This window comes from Piscirickettsia salmonis LF-89 = ATCC VR-1361, assembly GCF_000297215.2.
Lineage (GTDB): Bacteria > Pseudomonadota > Gammaproteobacteria > Piscirickettsiales > Piscirickettsiaceae > Piscirickettsia > Piscirickettsia salmonis.
In genome coordinates, this window is record NZ_AMFF02000101.1 from 1 (window position 1) to 26,247 (window position 26,247).

At 42.1% G+C, this 26,247-nt stretch carries 25 protein-coding genes; 7 read left to right on the plus strand and 18 right to left on the minus strand.

The window, feature by feature from the left end:
- The 16 genes from C200_RS09975 to C200_RS10050 all read right to left on the minus strand — a co-directional run.
- A partial coding sequence (locus C200_RS09975) for a peptide MFS transporter (protein WP_155276083.1) occupies positions 1-957 on the minus strand: 957 nt, incomplete at its 3' end.
- 191 nt (positions 958-1,148) lie between these two features.
- Positions 1,149-2,618, minus strand: a complete 1,470-nt coding sequence (gene gcvPB / locus C200_RS09980; RefSeq protein ID WP_016209900.1) for an aminomethyl-transferring glycine dehydrogenase subunit GcvPB — start codon at positions 2,616-2,618, stop codon at positions 1,149-1,151.
- Positions 2,612-3,988, minus strand: a complete 1,377-nt coding sequence (gene gcvPA / locus C200_RS09985) for an aminomethyl-transferring glycine dehydrogenase subunit GcvPA (RefSeq protein WP_016209924.1) — start codon at positions 3,986-3,988, stop codon at positions 2,612-2,614. The genes gcvPB and gcvPA overlap by 7 nt, the downstream gene beginning before the upstream one ends.
- 11 nt (positions 3,989-3,999) lie before the next feature.
- Positions 4,000-4,392, minus strand: coding sequence for a glycine cleavage system protein GcvH (gene gcvH / locus C200_RS09990; RefSeq protein ID WP_016209906.1), 393 nt, complete (start codon positions 4,390-4,392; stop codon positions 4,000-4,002).
- Positions 4,389-5,492, minus strand: a complete 1,104-nt coding sequence (gene gcvT, locus C200_RS09995) for a glycine cleavage system aminomethyltransferase GcvT (protein WP_016209919.1) — start codon at positions 5,490-5,492, stop codon at positions 4,389-4,391. The genes gcvH and gcvT overlap by 4 nt, the downstream gene beginning before the upstream one ends.
- A gap of 178 nt (positions 5,493-5,670) precedes the next feature.
- Positions 5,671-6,972, minus strand: a complete 1,302-nt coding sequence (gene waaA, locus C200_RS10000; RefSeq protein ID WP_032126654.1) for a lipid IV(A) 3-deoxy-D-manno-octulosonic acid transferase — start codon at positions 6,970-6,972, stop codon at positions 5,671-5,673.
- Positions 6,973-6,979: 7 nt separating this feature from the next.
- Positions 6,980-7,927, minus strand: a complete 948-nt coding sequence (gene rfaD / locus C200_RS10005; protein ID WP_016209907.1) for an ADP-glyceromanno-heptose 6-epimerase — start codon at positions 7,925-7,927, stop codon at positions 6,980-6,982.
- 11 nt (positions 7,928-7,938) lie between these two features.
- Positions 7,939-8,757: a glycosyltransferase family 2 protein gene (locus C200_RS10010; protein WP_016209913.1), complete on the minus strand. Its 819-nt coding sequence runs from the start codon at positions 8,755-8,757 to the stop codon at positions 7,939-7,941.
- A gap of 2 nt (positions 8,758-8,759) precedes the next feature.
- Positions 8,760-9,557, minus strand: a complete 798-nt coding sequence (locus C200_RS10015) for a glycosyltransferase family 2 protein (RefSeq protein ID WP_196771031.1) — start codon at positions 9,555-9,557, stop codon at positions 8,760-8,762.
- Positions 9,554-10,612, minus strand: a complete 1,059-nt coding sequence (gene waaC / locus C200_RS10020; RefSeq protein ID WP_016209910.1) for a lipopolysaccharide heptosyltransferase I — start codon at positions 10,610-10,612, stop codon at positions 9,554-9,556. The genes C200_RS10015 and waaC overlap by 4 nt, the downstream gene beginning before the upstream one ends.
- Complete coding sequence (gene waaF / locus C200_RS10025; protein ID WP_016209903.1) at positions 10,609-11,619, minus strand: lipopolysaccharide heptosyltransferase II; 1,011 nt, start codon at positions 11,617-11,619, stop codon at positions 10,609-10,611. Before waaF ends, waaC begins: the two co-directional genes overlap by 4 nt.
- 6 nt (positions 11,620-11,625) lie before the next feature.
- Positions 11,626-11,823 (minus strand): zinc-finger domain-containing protein, encoded by a 198-nt coding sequence (locus tag C200_RS10030; RefSeq protein ID WP_016209904.1) that lies wholly within the window; start codon positions 11,821-11,823, stop codon positions 11,626-11,628.
- 60 nt (positions 11,824-11,883) lie between these two features.
- The gene (gene glnE / locus C200_RS10035; protein WP_016209914.1) at positions 11,884-14,790 is read right to left on the minus strand and encodes a bifunctional [glutamate--ammonia ligase]-adenylyl-L-tyrosine phosphorylase/[glutamate--ammonia-ligase] adenylyltransferase; all 2,907 of its coding nucleotides are present in this window, start codon (positions 14,788-14,790) and stop codon (positions 11,884-11,886) included.
- 41 nt (positions 14,791-14,831) lie between these two features.
- Positions 14,832-15,686, minus strand: a complete 855-nt coding sequence (gene ubiA / locus C200_RS10040) for a 4-hydroxybenzoate octaprenyltransferase (RefSeq protein ID WP_016209918.1) — start codon at positions 15,684-15,686, stop codon at positions 14,832-14,834.
- 32 nt (positions 15,687-15,718) lie between these two features.
- Complete coding sequence (locus tag C200_RS10045; protein ID WP_032126652.1) at positions 15,719-16,285, minus strand: chorismate--pyruvate lyase family protein; 567 nt, start codon at positions 16,283-16,285, stop codon at positions 15,719-15,721.
- A gap of 82 nt (positions 16,286-16,367) precedes the next feature.
- Positions 16,368-17,228, minus strand: coding sequence for an alpha/beta fold hydrolase (locus C200_RS10050; RefSeq protein WP_016209915.1), 861 nt, complete (start codon positions 17,226-17,228; stop codon positions 16,368-16,370).
- 91 nt (positions 17,229-17,319) lie between these two features.
- Here C200_RS10050 and C200_RS10055 point away from each other — a divergent pair, with 91 nt between their 5' ends.
- The 7 genes from C200_RS10055 to phoR all read left to right on the plus strand — a co-directional run bounded on the left by C200_RS10055 (position 17,320) and on the right by phoR (position 24,507).
- Positions 17,320-17,736, plus strand: a complete 417-nt coding sequence (locus C200_RS10055) for a hypothetical protein (protein WP_016209922.1) — start codon at positions 17,320-17,322, stop codon at positions 17,734-17,736.
- 59 nt (positions 17,737-17,795) lie between these two features.
- The gene (locus tag C200_RS10060) at positions 17,796-18,293 is read left to right on the plus strand and encodes a protease inhibitor I42 family protein (RefSeq protein ID WP_016209912.1); all 498 of its coding nucleotides are present in this window, start codon (positions 17,796-17,798) and stop codon (positions 18,291-18,293) included.
- Positions 18,294-18,338: 45 nt separating this feature from the next.
- On the plus strand, positions 18,339-21,293 hold the full coding sequence (locus tag C200_RS10065; protein ID WP_016209920.1) for an FAD-binding and (Fe-S)-binding domain-containing protein: 2,955 nt from the start codon (positions 18,339-18,341) through the stop codon (positions 21,291-21,293).
- 29 nt (positions 21,294-21,322) lie between these two features.
- Entirely contained in the window at positions 21,323-21,655 is a 333-nt protein-coding gene (locus C200_RS10070) for a GIY-YIG nuclease family protein (protein ID WP_016209901.1), read from the plus strand.
- Positions 21,656-21,772: 117 nt separating this feature from the next.
- Positions 21,773-22,291: a hypothetical protein gene (locus C200_RS10075; protein WP_016209923.1), complete on the plus strand. Its 519-nt coding sequence runs from the start codon at positions 21,773-21,775 to the stop codon at positions 22,289-22,291.
- A gap of 474 nt (positions 22,292-22,765) precedes the next feature.
- Entirely contained in the window at positions 22,766-23,476 is a 711-nt protein-coding gene (locus tag C200_RS10080) for a winged helix-turn-helix domain-containing protein (RefSeq protein ID WP_016209908.1), read from the plus strand.
- Positions 23,473-24,507, plus strand: coding sequence for a phosphate regulon sensor histidine kinase PhoR (phoR, locus tag C200_RS10085; RefSeq protein ID WP_016209899.1), 1,035 nt, complete (start codon positions 23,473-23,475; stop codon positions 24,505-24,507). Before C200_RS10080 ends, phoR begins: the two co-directional genes overlap by 4 nt.
- A gap of 103 nt (positions 24,508-24,610) precedes the next feature.
- On the opposite strand, the gene C200_RS10090 is transcribed toward phoR, so the two are convergent.
- Positions 24,611-24,796: a hypothetical protein gene (locus tag C200_RS10090; protein ID WP_032126651.1), complete on the minus strand. Its 186-nt coding sequence runs from the start codon at positions 24,794-24,796 to the stop codon at positions 24,611-24,613.
- A gap of 280 nt (positions 24,797-25,076) precedes the next feature.
- Positions 25,077-25,523, minus strand: a complete 447-nt coding sequence (locus C200_RS10095; RefSeq protein ID WP_016212369.1) for a hypothetical protein — start codon at positions 25,521-25,523, stop codon at positions 25,077-25,079.
- Positions 25,524-26,247 lie beyond the last annotated feature (724 nt).

Sequence of the window (26,247 nt, forward strand, 5' to 3'; positions counted from 1 at the left end):
CACTCCATGGCTCGCAGCGTGGGTAAATTCCGCATTAATTGTCATACCTAAAAAATTAGGCTGCATGTTACGCTCAGCAAACAGCATAAGTGAGGTAAAAGTTTGATTATATAATGCCCAGAATCCAACAGAAATTACAGTTAAGATCAATGCTGCAATCATTTTATTGCGTATATCATCACTCTCACGCAGAGCAATAATTAACACCCAAAGTACAATCAAGATGGATGCAATAATTAATACGGTTGATGTTATTGTTGGAATTTTAAATAGCGCATGAATAATAAAAGCACAAATAACAATAGTACATGCCAGTAAAAAATGAATGCGATTAAGATAAGTCAATAATTGCCTATATAATGGGCTGCCCTTAGGTACGCCACCTTTTCCCTGTAAACGATAACGACCATAAATAAAGCTTATTAAACCAATAAACATGCCAACAGCAGCTAATAAAAAGCCACTATGCCAACCATGCTGATGTACTAAATCTCCAGCAAAAATCGGAGGAATCAATGCGCCAATATTAATTCCCATATAAAATAGTGTGAACCCTCCGTCACGACGCGGATCATCTTTTTCATAAAGCTCGCCGACAATACTTGATACATTCGGCTTTAGAAAACCATTACCAATAATTAGGAACGTCAGCCCCCAGAAAAAAGCAGCTTGACCCGGTAGTGCACACAATAAGTAACTCAGTACAAATAATAAGCCACCCAAAATAATCGAGCGCTGAAAGCCAATATAACGATCCGCAACAAAACCACCTAAAACAGGAGTTAAGTAAAGTAATGCACTGAATGTCCCATAGAGTAAGTACGCACGATAATCTGAAAATAATAGACCTTTACTCATATATAAGATCAAAATAGTCTGTACTGTATAAAAGCCAAACCGCTCCCACAACTCGGTAAAGCAAAGTAAGTAAAGCCCTTTTGGTTGCTGGTTAATCATTAAAGTATCTCTTAGTTCATAAAAATAAATAGCTTCAAAATATTTTAAGCTAAGGGTGAATTCAAGGCTACAGAAAACAGTGAAGTTAACATTAAAAATTTAGTGTTTTTATTCTGCATAAAAAATGCCCTTTTAAAATAAAGGGCATTTTCAACTTAGAGCTATTTATCTTACATAAAGCAATAGCAGGGTTATTTATTATCAACACCCTGTTGCCAAGCAATGTCTAACTCTTTTACTGCTTTAACATCATCGAGACGACGCACAGGCAAAGTATAAGGTGCAGCATGTAAAAATTCAGGATTTTTAACAGCTTCTGCACGAATATTAACCATTGCATCTACAAACGCATCCAATTCTTCCTTGCTTTCAGTTTCCGTCGGCTCAATTAAAAAGCATTCTGGAACCAATAACGGAAAATAAGTCGTTGGTGCATGCATGCCATAATCTAATAAACGTTTAGCGACATCCATTGCTGAAACGCCAATGCTTTTTTTCTCTGCTGCAAGCGTTAAAATAAACTCATGAGTCGCACGACGCCCTGGATAAGCCATGCTAAAGCCTGCTTGCGCGAGGCGCGCCATTAAATAATTTGCACTTAAAGTCGCATACCGGCTGACTTCCTCCACACCAGACTTACCCAGCAGACGAATATAGACATAAGCGCGTAATAACACACCACTATTGCCCATAAAGGTACTCATTCGCCCGATGCTTTTCGGCGCTGCTTTACGATCAACCAGGCTATATTCAGTGCGATTACTTTTAGTCTGCTGTTGTACATAAGGGATAGGCAAATAGGGTTTTAAGCGCTCACTCACCGCCACAGGACCTGCACCAGGGCCACCACCACCATGCGGTGTGGCAAAGGTTTTATGTAAATTCAAATGAATCACATCAAAGCCCATATCCCCTGGACGTGTCTGCCCTAAAATAGCATTAAGGTTCGCCCCATCATAGTACAATAAGCCACCCGCTTGATGAACAATCGCAGCAATTTCCTTAATTTTACGCTCAAACACGCCAAGCGTTGACGGGTTAGTCAACATAATCCCCGCCGTTTTTGCACCAACCATAGCTTTTAAGGCATCGATATCAACATCGCCATCACGCGTTGTTGGAATCTCTTTAACTTTAAAACCACACATCACCGCAGAAGCAGGGTTCGTTCCATGCGCTGCATCCGGCACAAGAATTTCATCACGCTCATAATCACCGTTATCCAGATGATACGCACGAATCATGGCAACCCCTGCATATTCACCTTGAGCTCCTGCCATTGGTGATAAAGCAACTGCAGACATCCCCGTCATTTCAGCGAGCATCTCTTGCAATTCATGCATGCAGCTTAAAAAGCCTTGATTATCCTGGTCGGCTAAATAGGGGTGACGATTTAAGAAGCCTTCCAAGCTTGCCGCCTTATGTGCCCCGCGTGGGTTATACTTCATCGTACATGAACCCAACGGGTAAAACTGGCTATCGATTGAAAAGTTCTTCTGTGATAACTGGGTATAATGACGCACTACTTGCATTTCAGATACTTCAGGCAGTACCGGTTTATCTTTACGTCGGTGCTGTTCAGCAAACTGCACTGACTCAATTTCTCGCGGTGCTTGTGCGGTTGCGGTGCGCCCTGTTGCAGAACGTTCAAAAATTAGCATGACACACCCTCCGCTTTTAATACCTCAAGTAAAGCATCATAATATTGCTCTAAATCATGAGCGGTTTTCGTTTCTGTTGCACACACCAACAAACAATGCCCCATAGTTGAATAGTCTCGACCTAGGTCATAACCCGCTAAAATCCCTTTTTTGCTCATGCCCAATAATACTGTTTTAGCACTGATCGGTAGGCGAATCACCACTTCATGAAAGCTATTATCACGTGAATACACCTGCTCAACACCCGAAATTTGACAAATACGCTCAGCCAAAACACGACTATTCGCACACGAGTGAGTAGCAACTTGCTTTAAGCCTTGATAACCTAGCAACGCTAAATAAATCGTCGTCGCCGTGACTAATAAACTTTGGTTAGTACAAATATTCGATGTTGCTTTCGCCCGGCGAATATGTTGCTCACGCGCTTGCAAGGTCAAAGCAAAGCCTTCTTTGCCATCCAAATCCGTCGTGCGGCCAATAATTCGCCCTGGCATCTGCCGCACATGGGCTATTTTACAGGTCATAAAACCACAATACGGCCCACCTGAAGCCAACGGCACCCCTAAAGGTTGACCTTCACCGCAGGCAATATCTGCCCCTTTTTCACCCCATTGCCCTGGCGCATGCAATAAGGCTAAGGCTGTTGGATTCACGACAGCAATAACAATCGCCTGTTGCTGATGTGCCCAATCGGTTAACTCATTCACCGCTTCTAACTGACCCAAAAAGTTCGGCTGACTAATAATCACCGCAGTAATATCTTCAGTCTGCCATGGCTCTAAATCACTGAGCTGCACCGTACCCGAGGCTGCATTAAACGGCACATCGACTAATTCAATTTTTTGGCTAGACACCAGAGTATGAATGGTCTCACGATAAGCCGGATGCAAGGCACCTAAAACCAAAATACGGCGTGATTTTGAGCGACGGTTCAAGCGCACACTCATCAACACCGCTTCAGCTAAACTACTGGCGCCATCGTATAACGAAGCGTTTGCCGCATCCATTCCTGTCAGCGAGGCCATCATCGATTGATATTCATAGAGTAACTGCAATGTCCCTTGGCTGGCTTCAGCTTGATACGGTGTATACGCAGAATAAAACTCACCACGTGAGACAATATCCCATACCGCTGCAGGAATATGATGCTCATAGGCACCTGCACCAACAAAGTTAAGTTGGGACTTATCCAGGTTTGCCCGCTCACGCATTAAACGCAAGATCGCCATCTCAGACAAAGCTTCAGGCAAATCTAAGCCTGCTACTTTTAGTTCTGCTGGAATTTCATCAAACAAATCTTCAACAGACTGCACACCAATCGTCGCTAACATCTGACTGATATCTGTTTTTGTGTGAGGAATAAAGGCCATGTTACCCCCAGTTACTCTTCTTCAGCCAATAAAGCAGCGTAGGCTTCAGCATTCATCAAGCCATCAAGGTCAGCTGCACTATGTGGTGCTAAACGATACATCCAACCATCATCAAAAGGTGATTCATTGATTAATTCCGGACTATCCAGCAAGGCTTCATTGACTGCCAACACCTTTCCAGCAATCGGGTTATAAGCATCCGCGGCAGCTTTCACTGATTCAATCACTCCCACCTCAGTTCCAGCATCATATTCAGCGTCGATTTCAGGTAATTCAACAAATACAACATCACCGAGTAAGGACTGGGCATGATCACTAATCCCAATCACCACACTGCCATCGGCCTCAACACGAACCCACTCGTGTGATTTTGTATATTTTAATTCATTATTTACTTGGCTCATGCCAGAATCTCCTCAACAGCTTTAGAAGGTTTACCCATACGAACAAAAGGACCACGCACGATATGCGCAGGAAAACGTTTATTACGAATTTCAACTTCAACACTCGCGGCATCACTGACAGGAATACGAGCAAAAGCAATCGCCACACCTAAACTGGGCGAGAATGTCCCACTGGTAATCACGCCTTCTCCTACGCCTTCAACAATGACTTTCTGACCATGACGCAACACACCTTTTTCTGTCATCACCAAACTGACCAAGCGATGCGTGACACCTTCTGCCTGAATTGCTTCCAGCGCCTGACGGCCAATAAAATTACGCTCACTCGGCTCTAATGCCACGGTCCAGCCTAAATTAGACTCATAAGGGTGAGTTAATTCATCCATATCTTGACCAAATAAATTAAGTCCAGCCTCCAAGCGCAATGTATCTCGTGCCCCCAAACCACACGGAGTAATTCCCGCCGTAATAAGATCTTGCCAAGCCTGAGTAACCTGGTCCGTTGGCAAAATCAGTTCAAGACCATCTTCACCGCTATAGCCGGTACGAGCAATCGTCCAGCCTTCAATAGACCCCACAGCAAAAGGCTGCAGTTGACTAATCAGTTCAACCTTAGGCGCAGAAAGCACAGAAATAACCCGAGCCAATGCTTGAGGACCTTGTACAGCAATAATCGCAACATCTTCAGGCGTGCTAACCGTCACAGCAAACTGACTGGCAATCTCTTTAATCCAAGCAATATCTTTATCCGCACAACCCGCATTGACAACGATACGATAATATTCTTCGCCTAAATAATAAACGATAAGATCATCAATCACCCCACCTTCATGATTTAACATGCAGCTATATAGGGCTTTTCCTGGGGCTTTGAGTTTATTAATATCATTGGCAAGTAAATAAGAGAAAAAAGCTTTAGCATCAGCTCCCTTGACATCCACCACCTGCATGTGTGAAACATCAAACATCCCTGCATCATTTCTCACTGCCAGATGTTCTTCTAACTGCGAGCCATAATAAATCGGCATCTGCCACCCAGCAAAATCAACCCAACGTGGTGACAGTTGATCCTGTAAATCATACAGTGCTGTTTTCCTCACATCGTCCTCCTAATTCAAAAATCTGAATGAGCTGAATGAGAAAACACATTAACGAATTCACTGCATAAATACAAGCGGCATTGCAAAACCATGGAAAAACCATCAATAAAAAAATAAACAGGCCTGTGCACAAGCCAAACTAAGCCTGTTTGACTCGACAACCATTAGATTAATAATATCAGCGTGATTTCATCACTTTACGGATTTCATCCAACGTCGCAAGGCTCGCACCCTGGTGTTTTTTAACCACGGCTTGTCCCCGCTCTCCCATCGCTGTGTATTTATCAGGATCACTCAATAACTCCATAATACAGCCCGCCAAATGCTGACTATCACTCGCCTCTGCAAGCTTTATTGCCGCATTCGCATCCGCCAATAATTGAGCAACTTGAGTAAAGTTAAACACATGTGGTCCAGTAATCACCGCTTTACCAAGGGAGGCTGGCTCTAACATATTATGCCCACCAATCGGCTGAAAACTACCCGCCACCACGGTGATATCGGCGACTTGATAATACAAGCCCATCTCCCCCATGGAGTCCCCTAGATATAGCTGAACCTGCTGCTCTTGATCAGGGTGTTTACTATTATCATCACCATCACTACGACAAGCGAATGCTTTGCCGGTTTTTATACAGAGTTTTTTAACCTCAGCAAAACGATTGGGGTGACGCGGCACTAACACTAAAACGACATCGAGCGTCTGCCAAACTATTTCAAACGCCCTCAAAATCAACTCTTCTTCACCCTTATGTGTACTTGCAACGGTGACAACGGGCCGCGTTTCTCCAAAGACCCGACGAAGGAGAGCAGCGTCTCTAGCTAAATTTTCCGGCCAGGACAAATCATATTTTACATTACCACAGATTTTTACTCGCTCACTGTGAGCACCAAGTTGAATAAAACGCTCAGCATCTGCACGGGTTTGCGCCAAAATCACATCAAACTGTCGCATCATCCAACGACTAAAGCCCTTCAGGCGCTGATAACCGGCCGCTGAACGTGCAGATAATCGTGCATTCACCAAGACACATGGAATATCATAGTGTTTTGCTTCAGCGAGCAAATTTGGCCATACCTCCGTTTCAATCAAAATTAAAACCTTAGGCTGCACGCTATCAAGAAACCGCCGTACTGCACAGGGCAAATCATACGGCACAAAGACATGATAGACCTCGTCACCGGCCAAACTGCGCTGAATTTGCTCTGAACCTGTTGGTGTCATCGTCGTCATCACAATCGGCCGCTTATCTCCTTGCTCACGCAAGGTTTTCACCAACATGCTAGCAGCAACAGCTTCACCGACAGATGCCGCATGAATCCACAAGCCATGCTGATATTCTTTTGGTATTTTCACCCAGCCTAAACGCTGCAACCAACGACGACGATAAGCCGGTAATTTGCGGCCTTTATACCACAGCCGCAAAAAAATCACCGGTAACAACAAATAAAAACAACAGGTATAAAATCGACGCATCATCAGTCCATTATCTCGCCTGTAGCCAATCTAAATATAGTTTGACCCCTTCTTCAACCGTTAAAAAGCGCTCATCAAACCCAACATGACGCAAGTCATGAATATCCGCTTCAGTAAAGCTTTGGTAGGCGCCTTTCAGGTGCTCTGGGAAGGGAATATAATTCAATTCACCACGCCCGTGCCAGTCAATCACTGCACGTGCCACATCATTAAAGCTCTGACTAGCACCTGTGCCAATATTAAAAATACCAGACACATCAGCATGCTCTAAAAACCATAGGTTCGCTTTCACTACATCGCCAACATAGACAAAATCGCGACGCTGCTCACCATCTTCATAGCCATCACAACCGGCAAATAAATTAATTTTACCTGTCTCATGCATTTGATTGTTCAAGTGATACGCCACACTGGCCATCGACCCTTTATGCTGCTCACCTGGTCCATAAACATTAAAATAACGCAATCCGACCACTTGACTATGCGCAGATAAAGCACACTGACGGACATATTGATCAAATTGCCATTTCGAATAGCCATAAACGTTGAGCGGTTTTTCAAATTGACGTGATTCTTTAAAGGTCTCACTACCCCCATAGACTGCAGCGCTGGATGCATAAATAAAGGCAATGCCTCGTGCCATACAATAATGTAATAACTGCTTTGAATATTCATAGTTATTATCCATCATATAGCGGCCATCCCATTCGGTCGTCTTCGAACAAGCACCTTGATGGAATACTACTTTCACATAGTCCGAGAAATCATCATTATTTTTAATTTTTTCTATAAATTGGTTTTTATCAAGATAATCTAAAATATCGCAATCAGCTAAGTTCACAAATTTTTTGCCATCGGATAAATCATCGACAACTAAAATTTCACGGTGCCCTTGCTCATTTAACTGCTTAATTAAATTACTACCAATAAACCCTGCGCCACCGGTAACAATAATCATACACGACACTCCTAATTTAAATATTGACTGATGCCAACATGCGCTTGGCTATGTGTACCATCAATCACTTGTTGCAAACGCATTAAATTCTCTTGCTCTTGGCCCCGGCTATTTTCTCGATGCCAAAGATGAAACACCGGTGCATAATAACGCCCATCCAGGCGCTTTATTCCTGCCCGTAATAAACGAATGGCAAAATCCGAATCTTCATAGCCCCAACCGGTAAAACTCTCATCAAAGCCATTAACGGCATACACATCCGCTCGCCAAACCCCCATATTACATGTTTTTATTCCTTGCCATACTTGTTTGCTTTCACGCCAAGCACCCAAAGAACGTTTTAGCAAAGGCAATACACGGTTGCAATGTCCCTGTAAACGCTTAAAGCACCAATACAATAGATTTTTATCAGCTAAATTTATTTTATGAGCAAGCACATCGTGCGTAAAATGCCTGCTGAGTAGAATACGATTACCACCGACAAAACAACCCGTTTTAGCCAACTCATAATGACGCTGAATAAAGTAATTTGGCACGATGCAATCGCCATCGATAAAAATAATATACGCACCTTTTGCTTGGGCTACCGCTTTATTGCGACAGGCAGCCGCACGAAACCCTTGATCTTCTTGCCACACATGGTGAATTGAAATAGAGCCAGAACCAGCTGATTTAATTTTATCAATCAAGTTTTTTGTTTCAAGTTGAGAGCCATCGTCGGCAATCACCAGCTCAAAACTCGCTTGGGTTTGTTGTGACAACAGGCTATTAACCACCAACTCCAGCGCACTAGGCCAGTTATAAGTCGTAAGGACAACCGAAATATCCATGACTAATCTTTTTTTAGCACCTGTTCACTCTTAGGCAAAGACCAACTAGCCTGACGCTCAGTTAACTTAGCATGACGATAAAATGTCCCTTCAAAATTGCCCAATGCAATAATAAAACCAGGCCAACCGTCTAAAAAACCACGCTTAAGTAGATAATGCTTAAAAAACGACCAAAAGCCATGCAATAAAGCCTTAGCAAACGAGCCCTGCTTGCCACGTTCAACCAGCTTATCAACGCCCAAGGTTGAATAACGATTTGCCTTATGCATCACTTCGTCTAGATTTTTAAAGGGAATTTGCCAAATCGCTGCTGTTAATTCTCCTATCGGTTTATGACTATGCGCAATATAACCCTCATGGACCGGCTTTAAATCATAGCTCATGCTACCACGACGAAAAAGCTGGGGTTGACGATAATTAGGATACCAACCCGCATGCTTAATCCAACGACCTAAAAAAAAGTTACGCCGCGGCACCTGATAAATATCCGCACGTTCACTCTCAGGACGATGGATAATCTCAAGAATCTCATCACGCACCGCTGATGTACAACGCTCATCTGCATCCAAGCTGAAAACCCAATCTCCTGTGCAATGAACAATGGCCTGATTACGTAAATCACCAAAACCATTAAAGGGGACTTGCACCACGTTAGCGCCGAGCTCTTCTGCCCATGCAGCCGTTCTATCGGTACTGCCAGAATCCGCGACAATAATCTCATCCGCCCATAATAAGGTCTGGACACAGTCTCTGATTTTCTCTTCTTCATTATAAGCGATCACATACGCCGAAACCTTCACGATGGCACTCCACACATTAATCGATCAAGTGTACTCCACACCATGTCAGGTTGCACCGTCGTAAAACAACGCGGCCACAACGTCAATGTATCATCCGCACTATATTGACAACGTCGACTTAAACATGGTGCACAATGAAAATCTGCATGCAAGTGCTGTTGATTTTTACCATAGGTCGATGTTAATACCGGATTCGTCGGCCCATACATAGAGACACAAGGCACAGCTAGTGCAGCGGATAAGTGACCAAGTCCGGTATCTACCGCGACCACGCCTTTCGCACCTTGTAAACACACTCGCATCTGACTCAGCGTCATTCTACTCAACACGCTAACATATGAATAACCCTCAGCAATCTGCAAAGCCGTTTGTCGCTCTTCTTCACTGCCCCAAGGTAGCTTGACCTGAAAATTAGCCTCAGCAGCACGTTGACACAGCTCACGCCAATAGCACACAGGCCATTTTTTTGTCTCCCACGCAGTGCTATGCAAAAATACGAGGTAATCATTCGGTTGGTTTAATTGCTGACTCTGGCCATTCGCTAGGTCAGCCTGGGCAAAATTAAGGCCGTAATCAATATCTAAATCAGATAAACTATAACCTAATGCACCTGCAAATAATTGCCTCACCCGCTCAACGGCATGCTGGCCTTTGGGTACATTCACTGTCTTTTCATAGAAAAAAGACAAGCCTTTTTCCTTCGCACTCTGCTGATTTAAGCCAATGCGTTCTCCCTGTGCCCAAACCGCCACCAACGCACTTTTCCAAAGACCCTGCGCATCGATAACTTTATCATAAGGGGTTTGCTTGAGCTGTTGAATACAGGATTTTATCTCGCCTGATGACCAGGCTTTACGCCAACTTTTACGCCAGCGTCGCAGTGCAATCGGAATAATTTGCTTTACCGCTGGATGCCAGGCTGGAATTTCTGCTAAACCTTCTTCAACCACCCAATCCACTTCTAAATTAGGGATACAGCGCATTGCATCTGTTAAAGCAGGCAGCGTGTGAATCACATCACCAAGTGATGAGGTTTTAACAATCAGCACTCTCATGGCAATTGATCTAGCGCGTGTAAGACTTCATCAGGCTTAATAGAATCCATGCAATGATGGTGCTCTAAAGGGCACTCGCGCTTAAAGCAAGGACGGCAATCCAATTCTTTTTCTAGTACTCTAACTTTTTTACCTAGCGGCGGAGTAAAACCCGGATCTGTCGAGCCATAAATCGCAACGGTTGGCTTACCCAAACTCGCGGCAATATGCATCAGACCTGAATCATTCGAAACCACTTGATCTGTTGCAGACAGTAAATCAACCGCTTCTTCTAAGTTCGTTTTACCAACTAAATCTATACAGCCCGGAGCCTTTGCTAAAACCTCTTGGGCGACCGCTTCATCTTTTTTAGAACCAAATAACCACACCTGCCAACCTGCTTGAATTTTCTCAAGCGCCACGTGAGCAAAATAGTCAGGTGACCATTTTTTCGATGGGCCAAATTCTGCCCCGGGTGATAAGGCTAAAATTGACCCAGATTGCATATTTAAATTAAACTTTTCCAAAGCCTGCTTGACATTATTTTCATCAGCAATCAATTCAGGATTCGGACACATTGAAGGTAAAATTTCTTTGCCCTTCGGATAGGCTAAAGCCACCATCCGCTGCACCATTAACGGATATTTCACTTTATCCAGCTTTCTTCCATCATTAAGCAAGCCATAACGGAACTCACCCAACCAACCCGTACGCTGAGGAATTTTAGCCGCCCACGGCACCACCGCCGACTTCCATGAATTTGGCAACACAATCACCTGATCATAGTGCTTTTCTTGTAAGCTTTGGCCTAAACGCATGCGCTCTTTAAAGGCAAATTGGCCATGAGCAAACGGTGCAGAGATCGCCTCACGAACCTGCGGCATACGTGCAAGTAGCGCAAATGTCCAATTCGGCGCGAGAACATCTATATTAACTTCTGCATGCTGCTGCTTTAAGACTTTAAGCAAAGACTGAGACATCATCATATCCCCCACCCAGGAGGGACCTACAATTAAAATATTTTTCACGCAGGCTTAACTTTTGTTAGTCAAATGGAATTCCGCACCACAGTACGGACACGTTGCTGTCCCTGTTTCTTCAATCGGTAAATAAACCCGTGGATGAGCATCCCAAATTTCCATCTGCGGCATCGGACAAGATAAGGGCAAGTCCTTTTTTGTCACATCATAACGTGGCACGGCACACGCACGAACTGGCTTTTGATTAGACATCGATTGATCCCCTTGTAAATTTGACACATTATTTGCTACAATGCCCTAGGATGCAAATGGTTATAGTAAATCTAGCCGCCCTTGTTGCCACTGCTGCCAACGCTGTTGAACTTGGTGACGGTGCCATTCTAACCGATCTGTATCTTCATCAGCAAGCAAAATATAATCCATCAATGCCGTCTTATACAACTTTAATGCTGTCATTAACTGCAGATAATTCTCTTCACTCACTCGCTGATGTTTGAAGGCTATCTTGAGTATAGATAAGCTATCACGCGCACTCACCAACTCAGGCACTTTCGCACTCAAAGCCAAGACAAAATATTGCGCGATAAACTCGATATCAATGCTCCCCCCCGGTAATCCCTTCAATGATAATGATAATAATTGATGGCGCGCTGATCTAGGCGAAGATGAATCATGCATCTTCTGACGCATCTGACTAATACTCTTAATCAATTCAGCCCGATCACGCGTTTGACACAGCACTTGACCACGAATATCCTCAAACTGTTTAGACAATAGACCATGCCCACAGATAAAACGCGCCTTCACTAAGGCTTGATGTTCCCAGTCCCACGCATCTTCTTGCTGATAACGCTTAAAGTGCTGAATATCACTCACCAGTAAGCCGGCACTCCCCGAAGGGCGTAACCGTGTATCCACCTCGTACAATAGCCCTTGCTGGGTTCGCGCTGTTAAGGCGCTGACAATTTTTCGTGCTAAACGGCTAATAATCGCGGTGTCTATTTTGCGACTATCATACAAAAACACGAGATCCAGGTCCGAGCCATAATTCATCTCTGCCGAGCCCAATTTACCATAGGCAATAATAGCGAAAGGGCAATCTTCCTCAGCAAGTGCCAGTTTATTTAACGTCATACGATAGACCGCACGGACCAATATTTCAGCCGTATTAGCAAGAATTTTCTCGGGTGCAAACGACTCATCAGCACTGCCATCTAGATAAAGCGCAGCCACTTGCATCTGCGTCATCAACTTAAATTCACGCAGTATGTCAAATTGGCGCTCTTCATTCTCTTCACAATAGCTCAGTTGACGTGACAAGCGTTGCTCTAGGCCCATTATATCAAAATCAGCAAAATACCCTGGCGTAATTAAATCATCCAATAAAAACGGGTAATCATGTAAATTCTGCGCCACCCAAGCACTCTGGCTGACGATATCAACAAAGCGCTGTAATACAACAGGGTGCTCAGCCAGCATAGACAAATAAGCACTTCGACGCACGATCGCCTCCAGCACCAAAAATACTTGCTCTAACGCATGTGCCTTATTTTGCTCTGGTATCGACACACAGATCGCCGGTAAAACTGCCAATAAGCGTTTGGCCGCTTGCTTAGACATATGCCGACACGTTCGCGAATGAAATAAGTTTTTAATGCTGGTCGCAATCGCCATCATCATCTTATCATCCACATGATCACCATCAGCCACTGCGACCGGGGCAGAAAAAGCCATCAGCCAAGTACTAATATCCTCTACTGTTAACACCTCCAAACGGTTATGCTCTAAATCAATCAAAGACTTAACATGCATATGATCGGTATGCGCATTAATATAAGTTGCAGCGTCCACCCCTTCATCGGGAACATGAACCGACTCAAGAAAGCATGCATGCACCCGTTGTTGTATACGATTTAACTGATTCTCAAACGCTGCATAATTTTCAAAGCCCAAAGCATAGCTTAAGCGTAACTGGGCCAGCGTATCAGCCGGCAATTGGTGCTCTTGCCCATCTGCATACATCTGCAAATAGTTTTCAACGCGCCGTAAAAATAAATAATCTGCTAAGCGGGCGCGTACAACAGTGCTATCAACCAATTGGGCTTCATCAAGAGCCTGTAAAGCATGAATAAACGAACTGGTTTGCAAGGCCACTAAACGCCCACCATAAACCAGTTGTAAAGCTTGTACACTAAATTCAGCTTCACGAATACCACCAATACCACGCTTGATGCAGTTTTTTGACTGCTTTTCAGCCTCTAATAAAATTTGCGCTCTTAGCTCTCTTAATGCTGAAAAAATGCCATAATCCACATAGCGCCGATAGACAAAAGGCGTACAAATTGCCAGCCATTCTTGCCGTCCCGTTAAAGAGCCAATTACCAACTGTGCTTTGACTAAGGCATAACGCTCCCAAGCACGACCTTGATGTTGATAATAAACCGCCATCGCCTCCAATGGCATCACCAGTGGACCGCTATTGCCATACGGCCGCAAGCGTACATCAACTCGATAGACAAACCCATCAGCAGTCACTTCATTTAAGACTTGAACTAAATATTGAGCTAATTGATTAAAATAAAACTTCTCATCGACCTGACGACGCCCACCTGCGGTCACGCCTTGACCACGACTAGCAAAGATTAAGTCGATGTCCGAAGAAAAATTAAGCTCACCACCACCGAGCTTTCCTAAGGCCAGCACAAGCAATTCTGCCTCATGTGTATTCAGTTCACCATAGACTGGCTTTAAATAGCCTTTAAGCCAATCGAAACTCATGATCAAACAGGCATTTGCCAGGGCGGAAAGCTCAGTGAGCGTCTGCTTATCTTCGCTCCAACCGGCCAAAGCACGCCAAGCAATTCTAACGGTCTCATAACGACGAAACCGTCGTAACTCACATTTTAATTCATCAAGGCAATGAATATCATTGATCAATATAGCGAGTTTATGCTGATAATTGTCCTGAGTCACTAACTCCGCCCCCATCGCTTGACTTTTAAATAAGGCCGCGAGTTGCTCGGGGTTTTGCAGGCAATAATCCATAATAAAACGACTACTGCTCCACACGCGCGCGACGGTCTGATAAAAATCATCGGGTAATACGAGCGTTAAAGCACTCACCTGTGCTTGCCAATTGAGCCAATATTTGGAAAATAGATACAAAAGATCACTAGGAAGGTCGTGCGTAGGCAATGGGCCACCCTGTACTGATTTCATCCACCCTCCGATCAAATCACTGGCTAAATCACAGCTAAAAGCTATAAACAATAGTTAAGAACAATAAAAAAGAAAAATACAGCACCTAGCCAATTATTATTCATAAAGGCGAGAAAGCACGGCTGAGCTTGCTGTTTAAAAATCAGCGTTTGCTGGTACAGTGAAAATAACACCGCACTCACACAACCAGCAAAATACCACGGCCCAAGTTTCAATAACCCACCCAAGCCAACAAGCCCAAGAATAAATAACAATTGAAAGATAAAAATAGCCAAACGGTCATACTGAGCAAAAAAAACCGCCGTTGACTTTAAGCCAATTTTAATATCATCCTCGCGATCAACCATGGCATACATCGTATCATAGGCCAAGGTCCAAGCGCAGCAAGCAGCGAATAACAACCATGCTTCAACCGGCACACTATTTTTGACCGCACTATAAGCCAAAATCACCCCCCAATTAAAGGGCAAACTCAGCACAAACTGGGCAAAGTGAGTAAAGCGCTTACTAAAAGGATAAATCACCGCCATAACGATGCAAACAACAGACAATAAGACGGTCAGTATGTTCAGCTGCAACACCAGTAAAAAGGCGATTAATGTTAAAATAGCAAATAAAGCCAACGCACGCTTTGTAGAAATTAAGCCTTGCGCTAACGGCCGATAGGCAGTTCTTGCGACATGTGCATCAAAATTACGATCAGCATAGTCATTAATCACACATCCGGCTGCACGCACAACAATCGCACCTAACACAAAAATAACGACATAAGCGAATGACGGCTGACCCGATGTAGCGAGCCATAATGCCCACAATGATGGCCACAGACAAAGCACCACACCAATGGGCTTATGTAATCGCATCAGTTGCAAATAAGGGTAAATCTGTGCTTTCACTTCAGCAATACCTTATTCAAATTATTATCCTCTTAATTTTTACACTCTAGAGTTCTCTCTTCTAAAGGATAGTCTGGCAACGTATCGAGAAAAATTTCTGTGACTAACACTTGCCCCCAATAAGGTGAAAAAACAGAACGGCGTGCATACAGCCGATCCTGAGATGATAGATCAAATGCTGGCAAATAAACATCGCAAGAACGGTCAATTCCCGCATATTCCATTTTTGAACGTGCAACATCACGACCATCAGGATGAAAGAAGAGTGTCTCTCCCAAAGGACGGCTCCCTAGTGTCGTTAATATTTCAGGGGGATGGGCTGAAGAAAAAACCACACTCGCATACACCCACGGTGTATCGTCTCCACATAAATAAACTTCACGCTCCCATACTTGATTCTCTTGATAAATCATATCATCCGATTGATAAAGGCTCTGTAAAGGCTTAGAGCTTTCTGACAACACACGCACCGAAAACCGGCAAGTCGCTCGCTTTATTGCCGAGGTTAAACAATAAGGCCGCTCTAACCATGGTTGATACAAACAACTTGCACCAATTACTGTAGCATTATGTTGCCACACGATAGGCTGTACACTCACATGCCGTCCCCATATATAAAAAATAATAAAAATTTTAGCGTCGCTATTGTCACACCCATCCTCTTTGGATTCAAGCCTGAACTCAGACCAAGTGTACTTTCTGCCAAAACTCCTGAATGCAGTTGGCCACCTGCCTTGGTACTTCTAAATGCACATGATGGCCACCGTCAAGCTCATAAGAATAAAGCATATTCACCATCGCTAAGCGCTGATTAAACCCAGCATTCTTAGGCAAAATACCATGCTTTGCCCGAATCAATGCAACTGGACATATGATTTTTTTTAATACAGCCAGCACAGCCGTTTCACCTGCATATTTTAATTTAGTTTTTACCAGTAATTTCGGATCAAAGCACCACAGCCAACCACCATTAATAGCCTTTGCACCACGTTCAACCAACCCCTTGATAAATTTAGCATCAAGCTGATTAGCATGGGCACGTGACTGGTACATTTGCTCAACAGACGCATAAATACGCGGTGCGCGATGACGACGTGAACGCATTTTATCAACTGTTTCGGCAACCGGGTGATCCGACGCCATTAACTCTGCCGACAATGGCCCTAGCGCATCCAAAGATATTAAACTATCGACACGCTTTGAAAAACGACTATCAGCAGCAATACAACTTCCAACAATCGCCCCTAAAGAGTGACCCAACACTGAAAATGTCGCCCAGCCTAAAAAATCAATGACCTCCTCTATCCCCTGAATGTGTAGATCTAAGCTATATAACCTTTGCCCAGGTAAATGATCCGACAACCCATGCCCTAAAAAATCAATGACAACGCACTCGGTGTCTGGCAGTAACGGCGCCAGAACATCAAAACTTGCCGCATTATCGAGCCAACCATGCATGACTAACACCTTATGTGTGCCCACTCCCCAGCGCTTAGCCGCTAGTGTGCCAAAATCTGTTTCAATTTTAAACTCTGTCAGCATGGACCCTCCCTCACCTCTTCACATTTATCCACCTGAGTGATAATGTCCCAATAAACTCTATCACAAGAGATAATAAAGCGAGAACTTGACAATGCAGCAAAAGCGCACCCTCACTCTGTTATTAACGACTACTTTAACAACCTTGAGTATCAATTTGCCTACACATGCCGCACTGTATTCGGCCGGTCAATTAAAAAAAGAGTGTGCAATTGCCGTTCAAATTGAAAAGCGTGAACTGCCTAAAAATAGCAACACCCTGCTGCCGGCCTTAAACTGCTTACGTTTTATCGAAGGTGTTAGGCAAACACGCTTAGCACTCGCAATCAAAGCCAATCAAAATAACCTTAGCTACGCTAAAATTCACTATGGTAAAGTTAATAATGCTGAACGCATCTTAACGACTTATAATTACCTTAAAACTCATATCAATAATCACAATGCAACAAAGCCTGCGGTATTCACTGTACTTGCAGCACTCAATAAAAACTACCCGCTCAATGCTAAATAATGGTTTAATCAAGCAAACAAACAAGTAATTAAATAAACATTAATAATAAGGCCAATATTATGAAAATCTCTCAACTCATCCGCCATAACCGCTTTGTTATTAGCATCAGTACCTGCTGCCTGTTATTGTCTTTTTTAGCAACAAGTTCGGCCAATTATGCTGCAACAGCAAATACGAATACAAATACTCGCCAGTCATTCACCCAGGCATTTAACAACAGCAAAGCTCTCGCTGTTTCCAAGCTCGGACAAACCTTTGAAATTAAAGTCCCTGCCAACCCAACCACTGGCTTTTCATGGTTTTTAAAGTCCTATGACCATGATCTTTTGGACGTCGTTAACCAACGTTATAATGCACCTAAAACCAATATGATCGGCGCTCCCGGCAAAGATATTTGGACATTTAAAGCCAAGCCCATGTTTTTCACTGCCCCACAAATCACGGTCATTGAGTTATATAGCGCACGTCCGTTTGATATTCGTAAAGGCCAGGTATTAAAGCTCGCTGTAGTCTCACAGCCATCTGCACCTAACCTAGTAAAAAATAATCTAAAATAATTAATAAAATAAAATTTAATATACTACTTTAAGGGAACCTAAACGTTGTATTCTCTACATACTAATTACCAACAATTTATTGATGAGCTAAAAAAAAGCCCATTCTCTGGCGATATCAATACGGATTTTGGTAGCCGTATTGTCTTTGCCACAGATAACAGCATTTATCAAAACTTGCCCCAAGCGGTCATTGCCCCGCGTCACCATCAAGATATCCTTTGTATAACAAAATTACTTACTCAGACTAAATTTCGCCATATCGCTTTAAGTGCACGCGGTGGCGGCACTGGCACCAACGGCCAATCTTTAAGTGCTAGTATTATTCTTGATACAACAAAATACCTAACTCAAATCCTTGAAATTAATCCAAAAGAGCGCTGGGTACGTGTACAATCGGGTGTCATTCGCGATCAACTCAATGATGCCTTAAAACAATACGGTCTTTTTTTTGCACCGAGCTTATCCACTAGTAATCGGGCAACTTTAGGGGGCATGACCAATACGGACGCCTGCGGACAAGGATCACGCATTTATGGCCATACCAGCGATCATATTCTCGAAAGTACCTGTATCTTTGCTGATGGTAGTCAGCACACCATTCAATCCCACCCCTCAGCACAAGATCTCAAAAAAAACTCACCGCGGCTACAGGCATTATCTAATCAACTATCAAATAAACTAACAGCGCATCAACAGGAAATTAACCAATACTTTCCTAAATTAAGCCGCTATATGACCGGCTATAACCTTGCCCAATGCCAAAACAACCATAACAACAATCATCACGCGCTGAACCTCAATAAACTGATTGCAGGCTCAGAAGGTACTCTAGCCATTGTCACTGAACTGAAATTAAACTTAATGCCGATTCCAAAGTTCAAGCAGGTGTTCGCCTTATTTTATACTGATTTTCAAGATGCCTTAAAAAGTGCTCACCAGTTGCTCGCAATCAACCCAACCTCAATCGAAAGCATCGATGATAATGTACTAAATCTTGCTAAACAAGATCCAATTTACACTGAACTTGAGGATTTTTTTCAAGGCAAGCTCCCTGAGAATTTAAGCGCACTTAACCTCATTGAATTTACAGCCAACACACTTGAAGAATTACAAGATAAAATCAAGCCATTACAAGCCCAACTACATAATAAAACCGGGAAAATTATTCCCACAGGTTATACTAACACCCAAGATCCTAAGCAAATTGAAACCCTCTGGAATCTACGGAAAAAAAGTGTTGGCTTACTAGGGAATACCCCAGGTGAACGTCGACCCTTACCCTTCATTGAAGATACTGTTGTTCCTCCCGAACATTTGGCTGACTATATTTTTGAATTACGTCAATTGCTGGAACAGCATGGACTCACCTATGGCATGTTTGGCCATGTTGATGTCGGCTGTTTACACGTCCGTCCAGCGTTAGATTTAAAGCAAGAACATGACGTTACACTCATAACAACACTGACTGAAGAAACAGCAAAACTGGTTAAAAAGTACCATGGCCTCCTCTGGGGTGAGCATGGTAAAGGCTATCGTGGCCACTATATTAAGGATTACATTGGCGACAATCTCTATAGTCTCATGGCTGAAATTAAAAGCTTATTTGATCCTTTTAATCAACTCAATCCCGGAAAATTAGTTTCCTCGCCTTATAAACCACAAGCATTATTACCGATTCGCAGCACCTTGCGTGGTGATTATGACAAGCACATCAATCTAACTCATCAAAATAACTATCAAACTATTTTACGCTGTAATGGCAATGGTGCCTGCTTTACCTATCAGAAAGATCAGGTGATTTGTCCCTCCTATAAAGTCACAAATAACCGTTTACATTCTCCTAAAGGTCGTGCCAATTTATTACGTGAATGGAGCCGGCAAGACTCAACGGGTGAGCTCACCTCTACATTTGAAAAAGAAGTGTATCATGCCCTACATGGCTGTCTCGGCTGCAAAGGCTGTGCAACTGCCTGCCCCGTACAAGTGAATATTCCAAATAGCAAAGCAAAATTTTTAAACCATTACTATCAAAAAAATAAACGGCCATTAAAAGATTATCTCATTGCCAATATCGAATCTTTATTACCACTACAAGCTACCATTCCTAGATTCTTTAATACGTTATCCCATAACCCAATCAGCACTTACCTTATAAAGCAGTTAGGCTTAGCGGATCTACCCAGATTAAGCACACCCAGTTTAAGTGCCAGGCTAAAAAAAGCGCAGATTCCTCTTTATAACCTAAATGACTTACATCAACTTTCCAGAGCCGATAGAGAAAAAGCGGTAATTCTCGTACAAGATCCATTTACCAGCTTTTATGAAGCTGAGCTTATCACTGACGCTTATGACCTTATTAAAAAACTGGGTTATCAACCATTGATTCTGCCTTTTAAAAAAAATGGTAAGGCCATGCATGTAAAAGGGTTTTTAACTAGCTTTAATCAGCTTGTCGAAGAAAACAGTCAATTTTTTAATCAAATTGCTAACACCGGCATTCCCATGATCGGCCTCGATGCCAGCACCGTGCTCTGCTATCGCGATGAATACCAGGACTACAGTAATCAATCCAATCTACAGCCAGAGTTTAATATTTTATTAATTTCAGAATGGCTAAAATCTATTAATATTGATTCTAGTATTACTAAAAAATATCACTCTGCCATTGAATATACACTATTGCAGCACTGCACAGAAAAGTCACTATTGCCTGAAAGCACGAAACAATGGCTGAATGTTTTCAAGCAATTTAATTTAACATTAAATATTATTCCAAGCGGCTGCTGCGGCATGGCCGGCACCTACGGCCATGAAACTGAACATGTAGAAAACTCAGGGAAATTATTTCGACAAAATTGGCAGGAAACTATCGAGCAATATAGCAAAGAGCAAATTCTAGCGACCGGATTTTCTTGCCGTTGCCAAACCAAACGTTTCAAAGGTTTTAAACCTAAACACCCGTTAAGCGCTTTACTGCATGCTCTACAAGAAAAAACCTAGGCCATAAATCATAAAAATATAAAATAATTATGGCGGTTTACTATATTTATATCTTAGAGTGCAATAATGGTGCGTTTTATACTGGCTATACCACCAATATAAAGCGCCGCTATCAAGAGCATTTACAAGGCAGCCCTAAATGCAAATACACCCGTGCATTCCCACCCAAACAATTAGCCGTTTGCTGGCAAATTCATAGTACTTTGTCTCATACTTTAAAAATAGAAGCCTTTATTAAAAAATTACCACGCTCAAAAAAACTACAGCTCATTCATTTTCCAGAGCAATTATTAACACAGTGCCAACATATTACCGATGCTATTGTTCTATTTCATTTTCAGCACCAACAGCAACCAACTTAATAAATTTTTTACATTTTAATTTAAAAAAATAACAAAATTACACATAGAGCTACGACTGGTACTTTGCTAGAGTCACAGCTGAAACTATATTTTATTAAAGGACTAAAGTGAAATACCATGGCAAACAAACTAACACGTTTTATTGCGCAAGAAATACGGCAACTAAGAGATACCATTCAAAATAAACAAGAAAATGAACGATGGTGCTGGCCAGTAACAGGAACTAAGCGTGCTATACGTATTTGGCTACTTAATGAAATGGAAAAAGAGCTTTTAGAGCATAATTTTAGCCGTCCTGAGGATTTAGAAATCTTTTTAAGTCAATGGAGTGATAAAATTGAAAACTTTACTGCCATCCCACCAAACAGCAAAGGCATTGGCAAAGGTCAAACTATCCGTGATTTTTTTAATCGGAAAAAAGATAGTAGTATTTTTAGTGAACTTAAGCAATATTGCCTAACAGAAGGCATTCCTTTGGTGACCTACACATCCTTGGCGGATCATATGGCCTTTGCAGGTCAGGGCGCACGATACAGCAAAGCTACTCCTTTTTTTAATCACACATCCACATTAACAAGCCCCACGCCAGAAGAACACTATGTATCATTATCCGACACTGAAATTTATGAAGCATAAAGCAGCCCAGCAGACAGCTCCTCTAAACCTTCCTCCCTCTTTTCACCCGAAGATAACCATTAGCGACTTTTTTCTTTAGTCTACTTTTTACATTCTGGTGAAAGCGATTAACAATATTACTAACCATAAAAAGTTAAACATTTGTCACATAACCCACAAGTTGACACCTTTTTTGTTGAGACCCAACATATTGTAAGCCTCTAAATTTTGCTGATTCAGCTGAAAGTAACCCATAAAGTAACAAAAAATAAAGTTTTATGAGTGGCACTATATTCTGGTCTGATCAATGTGTTACAAATATTATAATCCCCACTAAAATATTACTATTTTTAATAAAAGCATTCAGTTAACAATATTAGCATAGTAGGATGATCAGCACTTTTCTTGATTAGCCTCAAAAAAGCTAGGAGTTCAGTCGAAACTTATGGTATACCAATGAGGCTAAAGCTATTCAACCGTGAGGAAGATTAATTTATGACTGCCCGTATTATGATCATTGATGATGAAGCCCCGATACGAGACATGGTACGCTTTGCCTTGGAACTATCACATTTTGAGGTCATTGAAGCTGAAACTGCCAAAGAGGGCCAGCGTAAAATTATCGAAAAAACACCCGACTTACTGCTACTCGACTGGATGCTACCTGATCAAGCGGGCATAGAGCTTGCTCAAACACTCAAAGTACAGTATCCAGCTTTACCCATCATCATGCTCACCGCACGTGCTGAAGAAGAATCGCGTGTGCTCGGCTTAGAGCAAGCAGATGATTATGTAATTAAGCCCTTCTCACCACGCGAACTCATCGCGCGAATTAAAGCGGTGCTACGCCGCAGCCAAACGAATGCTGGAGAAAATACAGAACCGGCTCAATTTATCAGTTTAGGCAGCCTCTGTGTCAATCAAGATAGTCAACAAGTGTTTATTAATGATCAAGCCGTCAAAACAGGGCCTATCGAATATAAGCTGATTTGCTTTTTCATTACTCACCCCAATAAAGTCTTTAGCCGTGAGCAACTTCTTAATCGCGTTTGGGGGCCTCAGGTCTATGTTAGCGAACGCACTGTTGATGTACACATTCGCCGCCTTAGAAAAATTCTCGAATCTGCTGGCAGTTATAATTATATTCATACCACACGTGGCTCAGGTTACAGCCTGCGCTTACCTGCTGAGGATGATCCTGCATGAGTATTGGACTGCATTATAATAACCCGCTGATCGCCAGTCTCTCTGATGCCATCGTTGGCTTAGATCAAGACTTTTTAATCAAGTGGTGGAATCCCGCAGCACGTAAACTATTACGCCTAAAAAGCCAGCACAAACACCAAACTATCACCAGCGTTATTAGCCATCCTGACTTTGTTGAGTTTCTAAAAGACCCACAAGATAGTGTACAATGCACGCTAAAAAACAATAAAGCCATCACAGCGATGTTGCTCCCTGTTGAAAGTGGTGAGCGGCTGCTTGTCGCCAAAGATATTTCCCAAAGCTATTTTCTCGATAAAATGCGTCAAGACTTCGTCGCCAATGTCTCACACGAGCTCCGCACCCCCTTAACTGTCATTCATGGTTACCTAGAAACCTTGATTGATTTTAGTGAAAGCAGCACTGACCAAAAAACGAGTCCTTACCTACATATTTATAATCAGATGCAGCAACAAACCAAACGCATGGAGTCGATTGTCGCTGATTTATTATTATTATCACGTTTAGAAGGCCAAGCCCCCAATAAAGATGAAGACGAAGTCATTGCTCTGGCCAGTATATTACAAGGTGTCTATCAAGATACTTTAACATTAAGCCAGCAAGCACATGACATCCAACTTGAGATCGATGAACAGATTAAACTAAAGGGAAATCGCTCAGAGCTACGCAGTGCATTTACTAACCTTTCTTATAATGCCGTACGCTACACCCCCAAGGGCGGCAAAATATCAATTATTGCCTATAAAAACGACCACGGTATTCATGTCTTGGTCAAAGATACCGGCATCGGTGTACCAAAAAAATACATTCAGCGCCTGACCGAACGCTTTTATCGGGTCGATAAAGGGCGTTCCCGTGATGTTGGTGGCACTGGTTTGGGTCTGGCTATCGTCAAACATGTTTTATTGCGCCATGAAGGTGAACTCACAATCAAAAGCACCGAGCAGCAGGGCAGTGAGTTTACCTGCTCTTTTCCGCTTTATAAAGAAGTAAAAGAAACTATAAAAACCTAGACTAATAAAGATAACGGCCTGCTTAAAAATACCAGGCCAGTCATTCTTTAAGTAATTTATAAAACAACCAATAAAAGCAATATTTATTAACGTTAATCTAGAATTAAACTAACTGCATAGATAAAGCAATTTCCTGATCAATATTTAGTATTTTTTGTAACATTTTCTTCTCACTATCCAAAGAAGATATAATTCCTATCGACTCAACTTTAGAAGCATATAAATCCATGGGGCAGGCCGTCTCAGTTTCAATGGCATAATCTTGACCATTCTTAAACACACGTTTCACAGCAACATAGCCACTAAGACAATCTTTGCCAAAATTTCGATAGCCATAATCAATTATAGCGCTGGATTAACAGTTTCTGACATAATATCAGTAGGTTAAAAAATACAATAAGGAAAAACGATGCCTTCTCCTTACAGTTACGCCTGATTTAAACCCGATAGAGCATGTATGGTCACCGCTTAAAAATAGGGTTCGCATGAAGCTTGATCAAGATGAAATAAATTTAGAGACAGCGCTTAGTCAAGTAATGAAGTCAATGTCAGAAACTATTCGTTGAGTGCTATAACTCAACGTTTTTCACACCTTTAATTGCAAAATTCGTCAATAAGTTATTTTTCACACCATCATTAATTAAGCGCACTCTATCACGCGGATTCGAATCAAGTAGTGCAGAAATGTTTGTATCCATATAATAATTAGCTTCATTTCTTAGCATCCGCACCGAGTTGACATCCAATGTATGATCATTAATTAAATTAGGCGAAGGTGATACAGCCGAAAACGTAGTTTCTACAGCCAGTGTAATTTTAGAGTCGCCTTGTAGATACTCACCAGGCACCTTAAAATACATGTCCATCCCTGTGGTATAATATGACCCATGCTGCGACACCGGCGCAGTATAACACTGACTTGAGCCACACTTTGCTAAACCTTGTTTATATTGATGGGTTGTCGCACAACCTGCAAACACAGTAGGCAATAGCAATAATGCCAGATATTTTCTCATGTTTTATCCTTATTCTTTGCTCGAAGTTTAGCTTATCCTTTAGATCGTTCACTAATATCTTTATAACTATATTTACTTTGATAAGCAATTTTCTTTGTATAATCAGCTAATTACTCAATTCTAGTTCAAGAACAACAGCTATAACCCCGATTAATTATTTGTGCATTCTAGCAGCCGAGTAAAGTGAACACAAGCCAATATTTGACATTTATATGGAAATAAATATAACTATTCTAATTTATAAATACCTGACGGGAACATAAAATCAAGACCAATGATCAATCTGTAAAATCATCATTAATCATGGCTTGTTTTATATCCTAAGTCATCTTTTAGCCCACTTAAATAAATTAATAAAATTTTTTCTGTTTAATTTTATATCCAAGTTAAATAAAATAGGAGAGTCAATTAACATCTAAATTGGAGATAAGGAATGTCACGACCAGAAAGCCTTCTTATACAAGATATCGATAAAATTAAAAATAAGAGGAGTCTTAGCTCTAATAGTAGCAGCTACACAGATACGACTATATTCGCCTATACATTAAGTGACTATAGCTATTATTTATCACTTAAGAGCGGCAGAAAAATAAAACCTAACGCTGATACATGCCCCTGTGTCATTTTATAAATTACCTTTTAATTGATTTTTTTATTACAGCAATAATTGCGGTAGCGGCTTCAACTGAACTCTTAGGCCATATCTAAAACGTAAGCGTCGCTA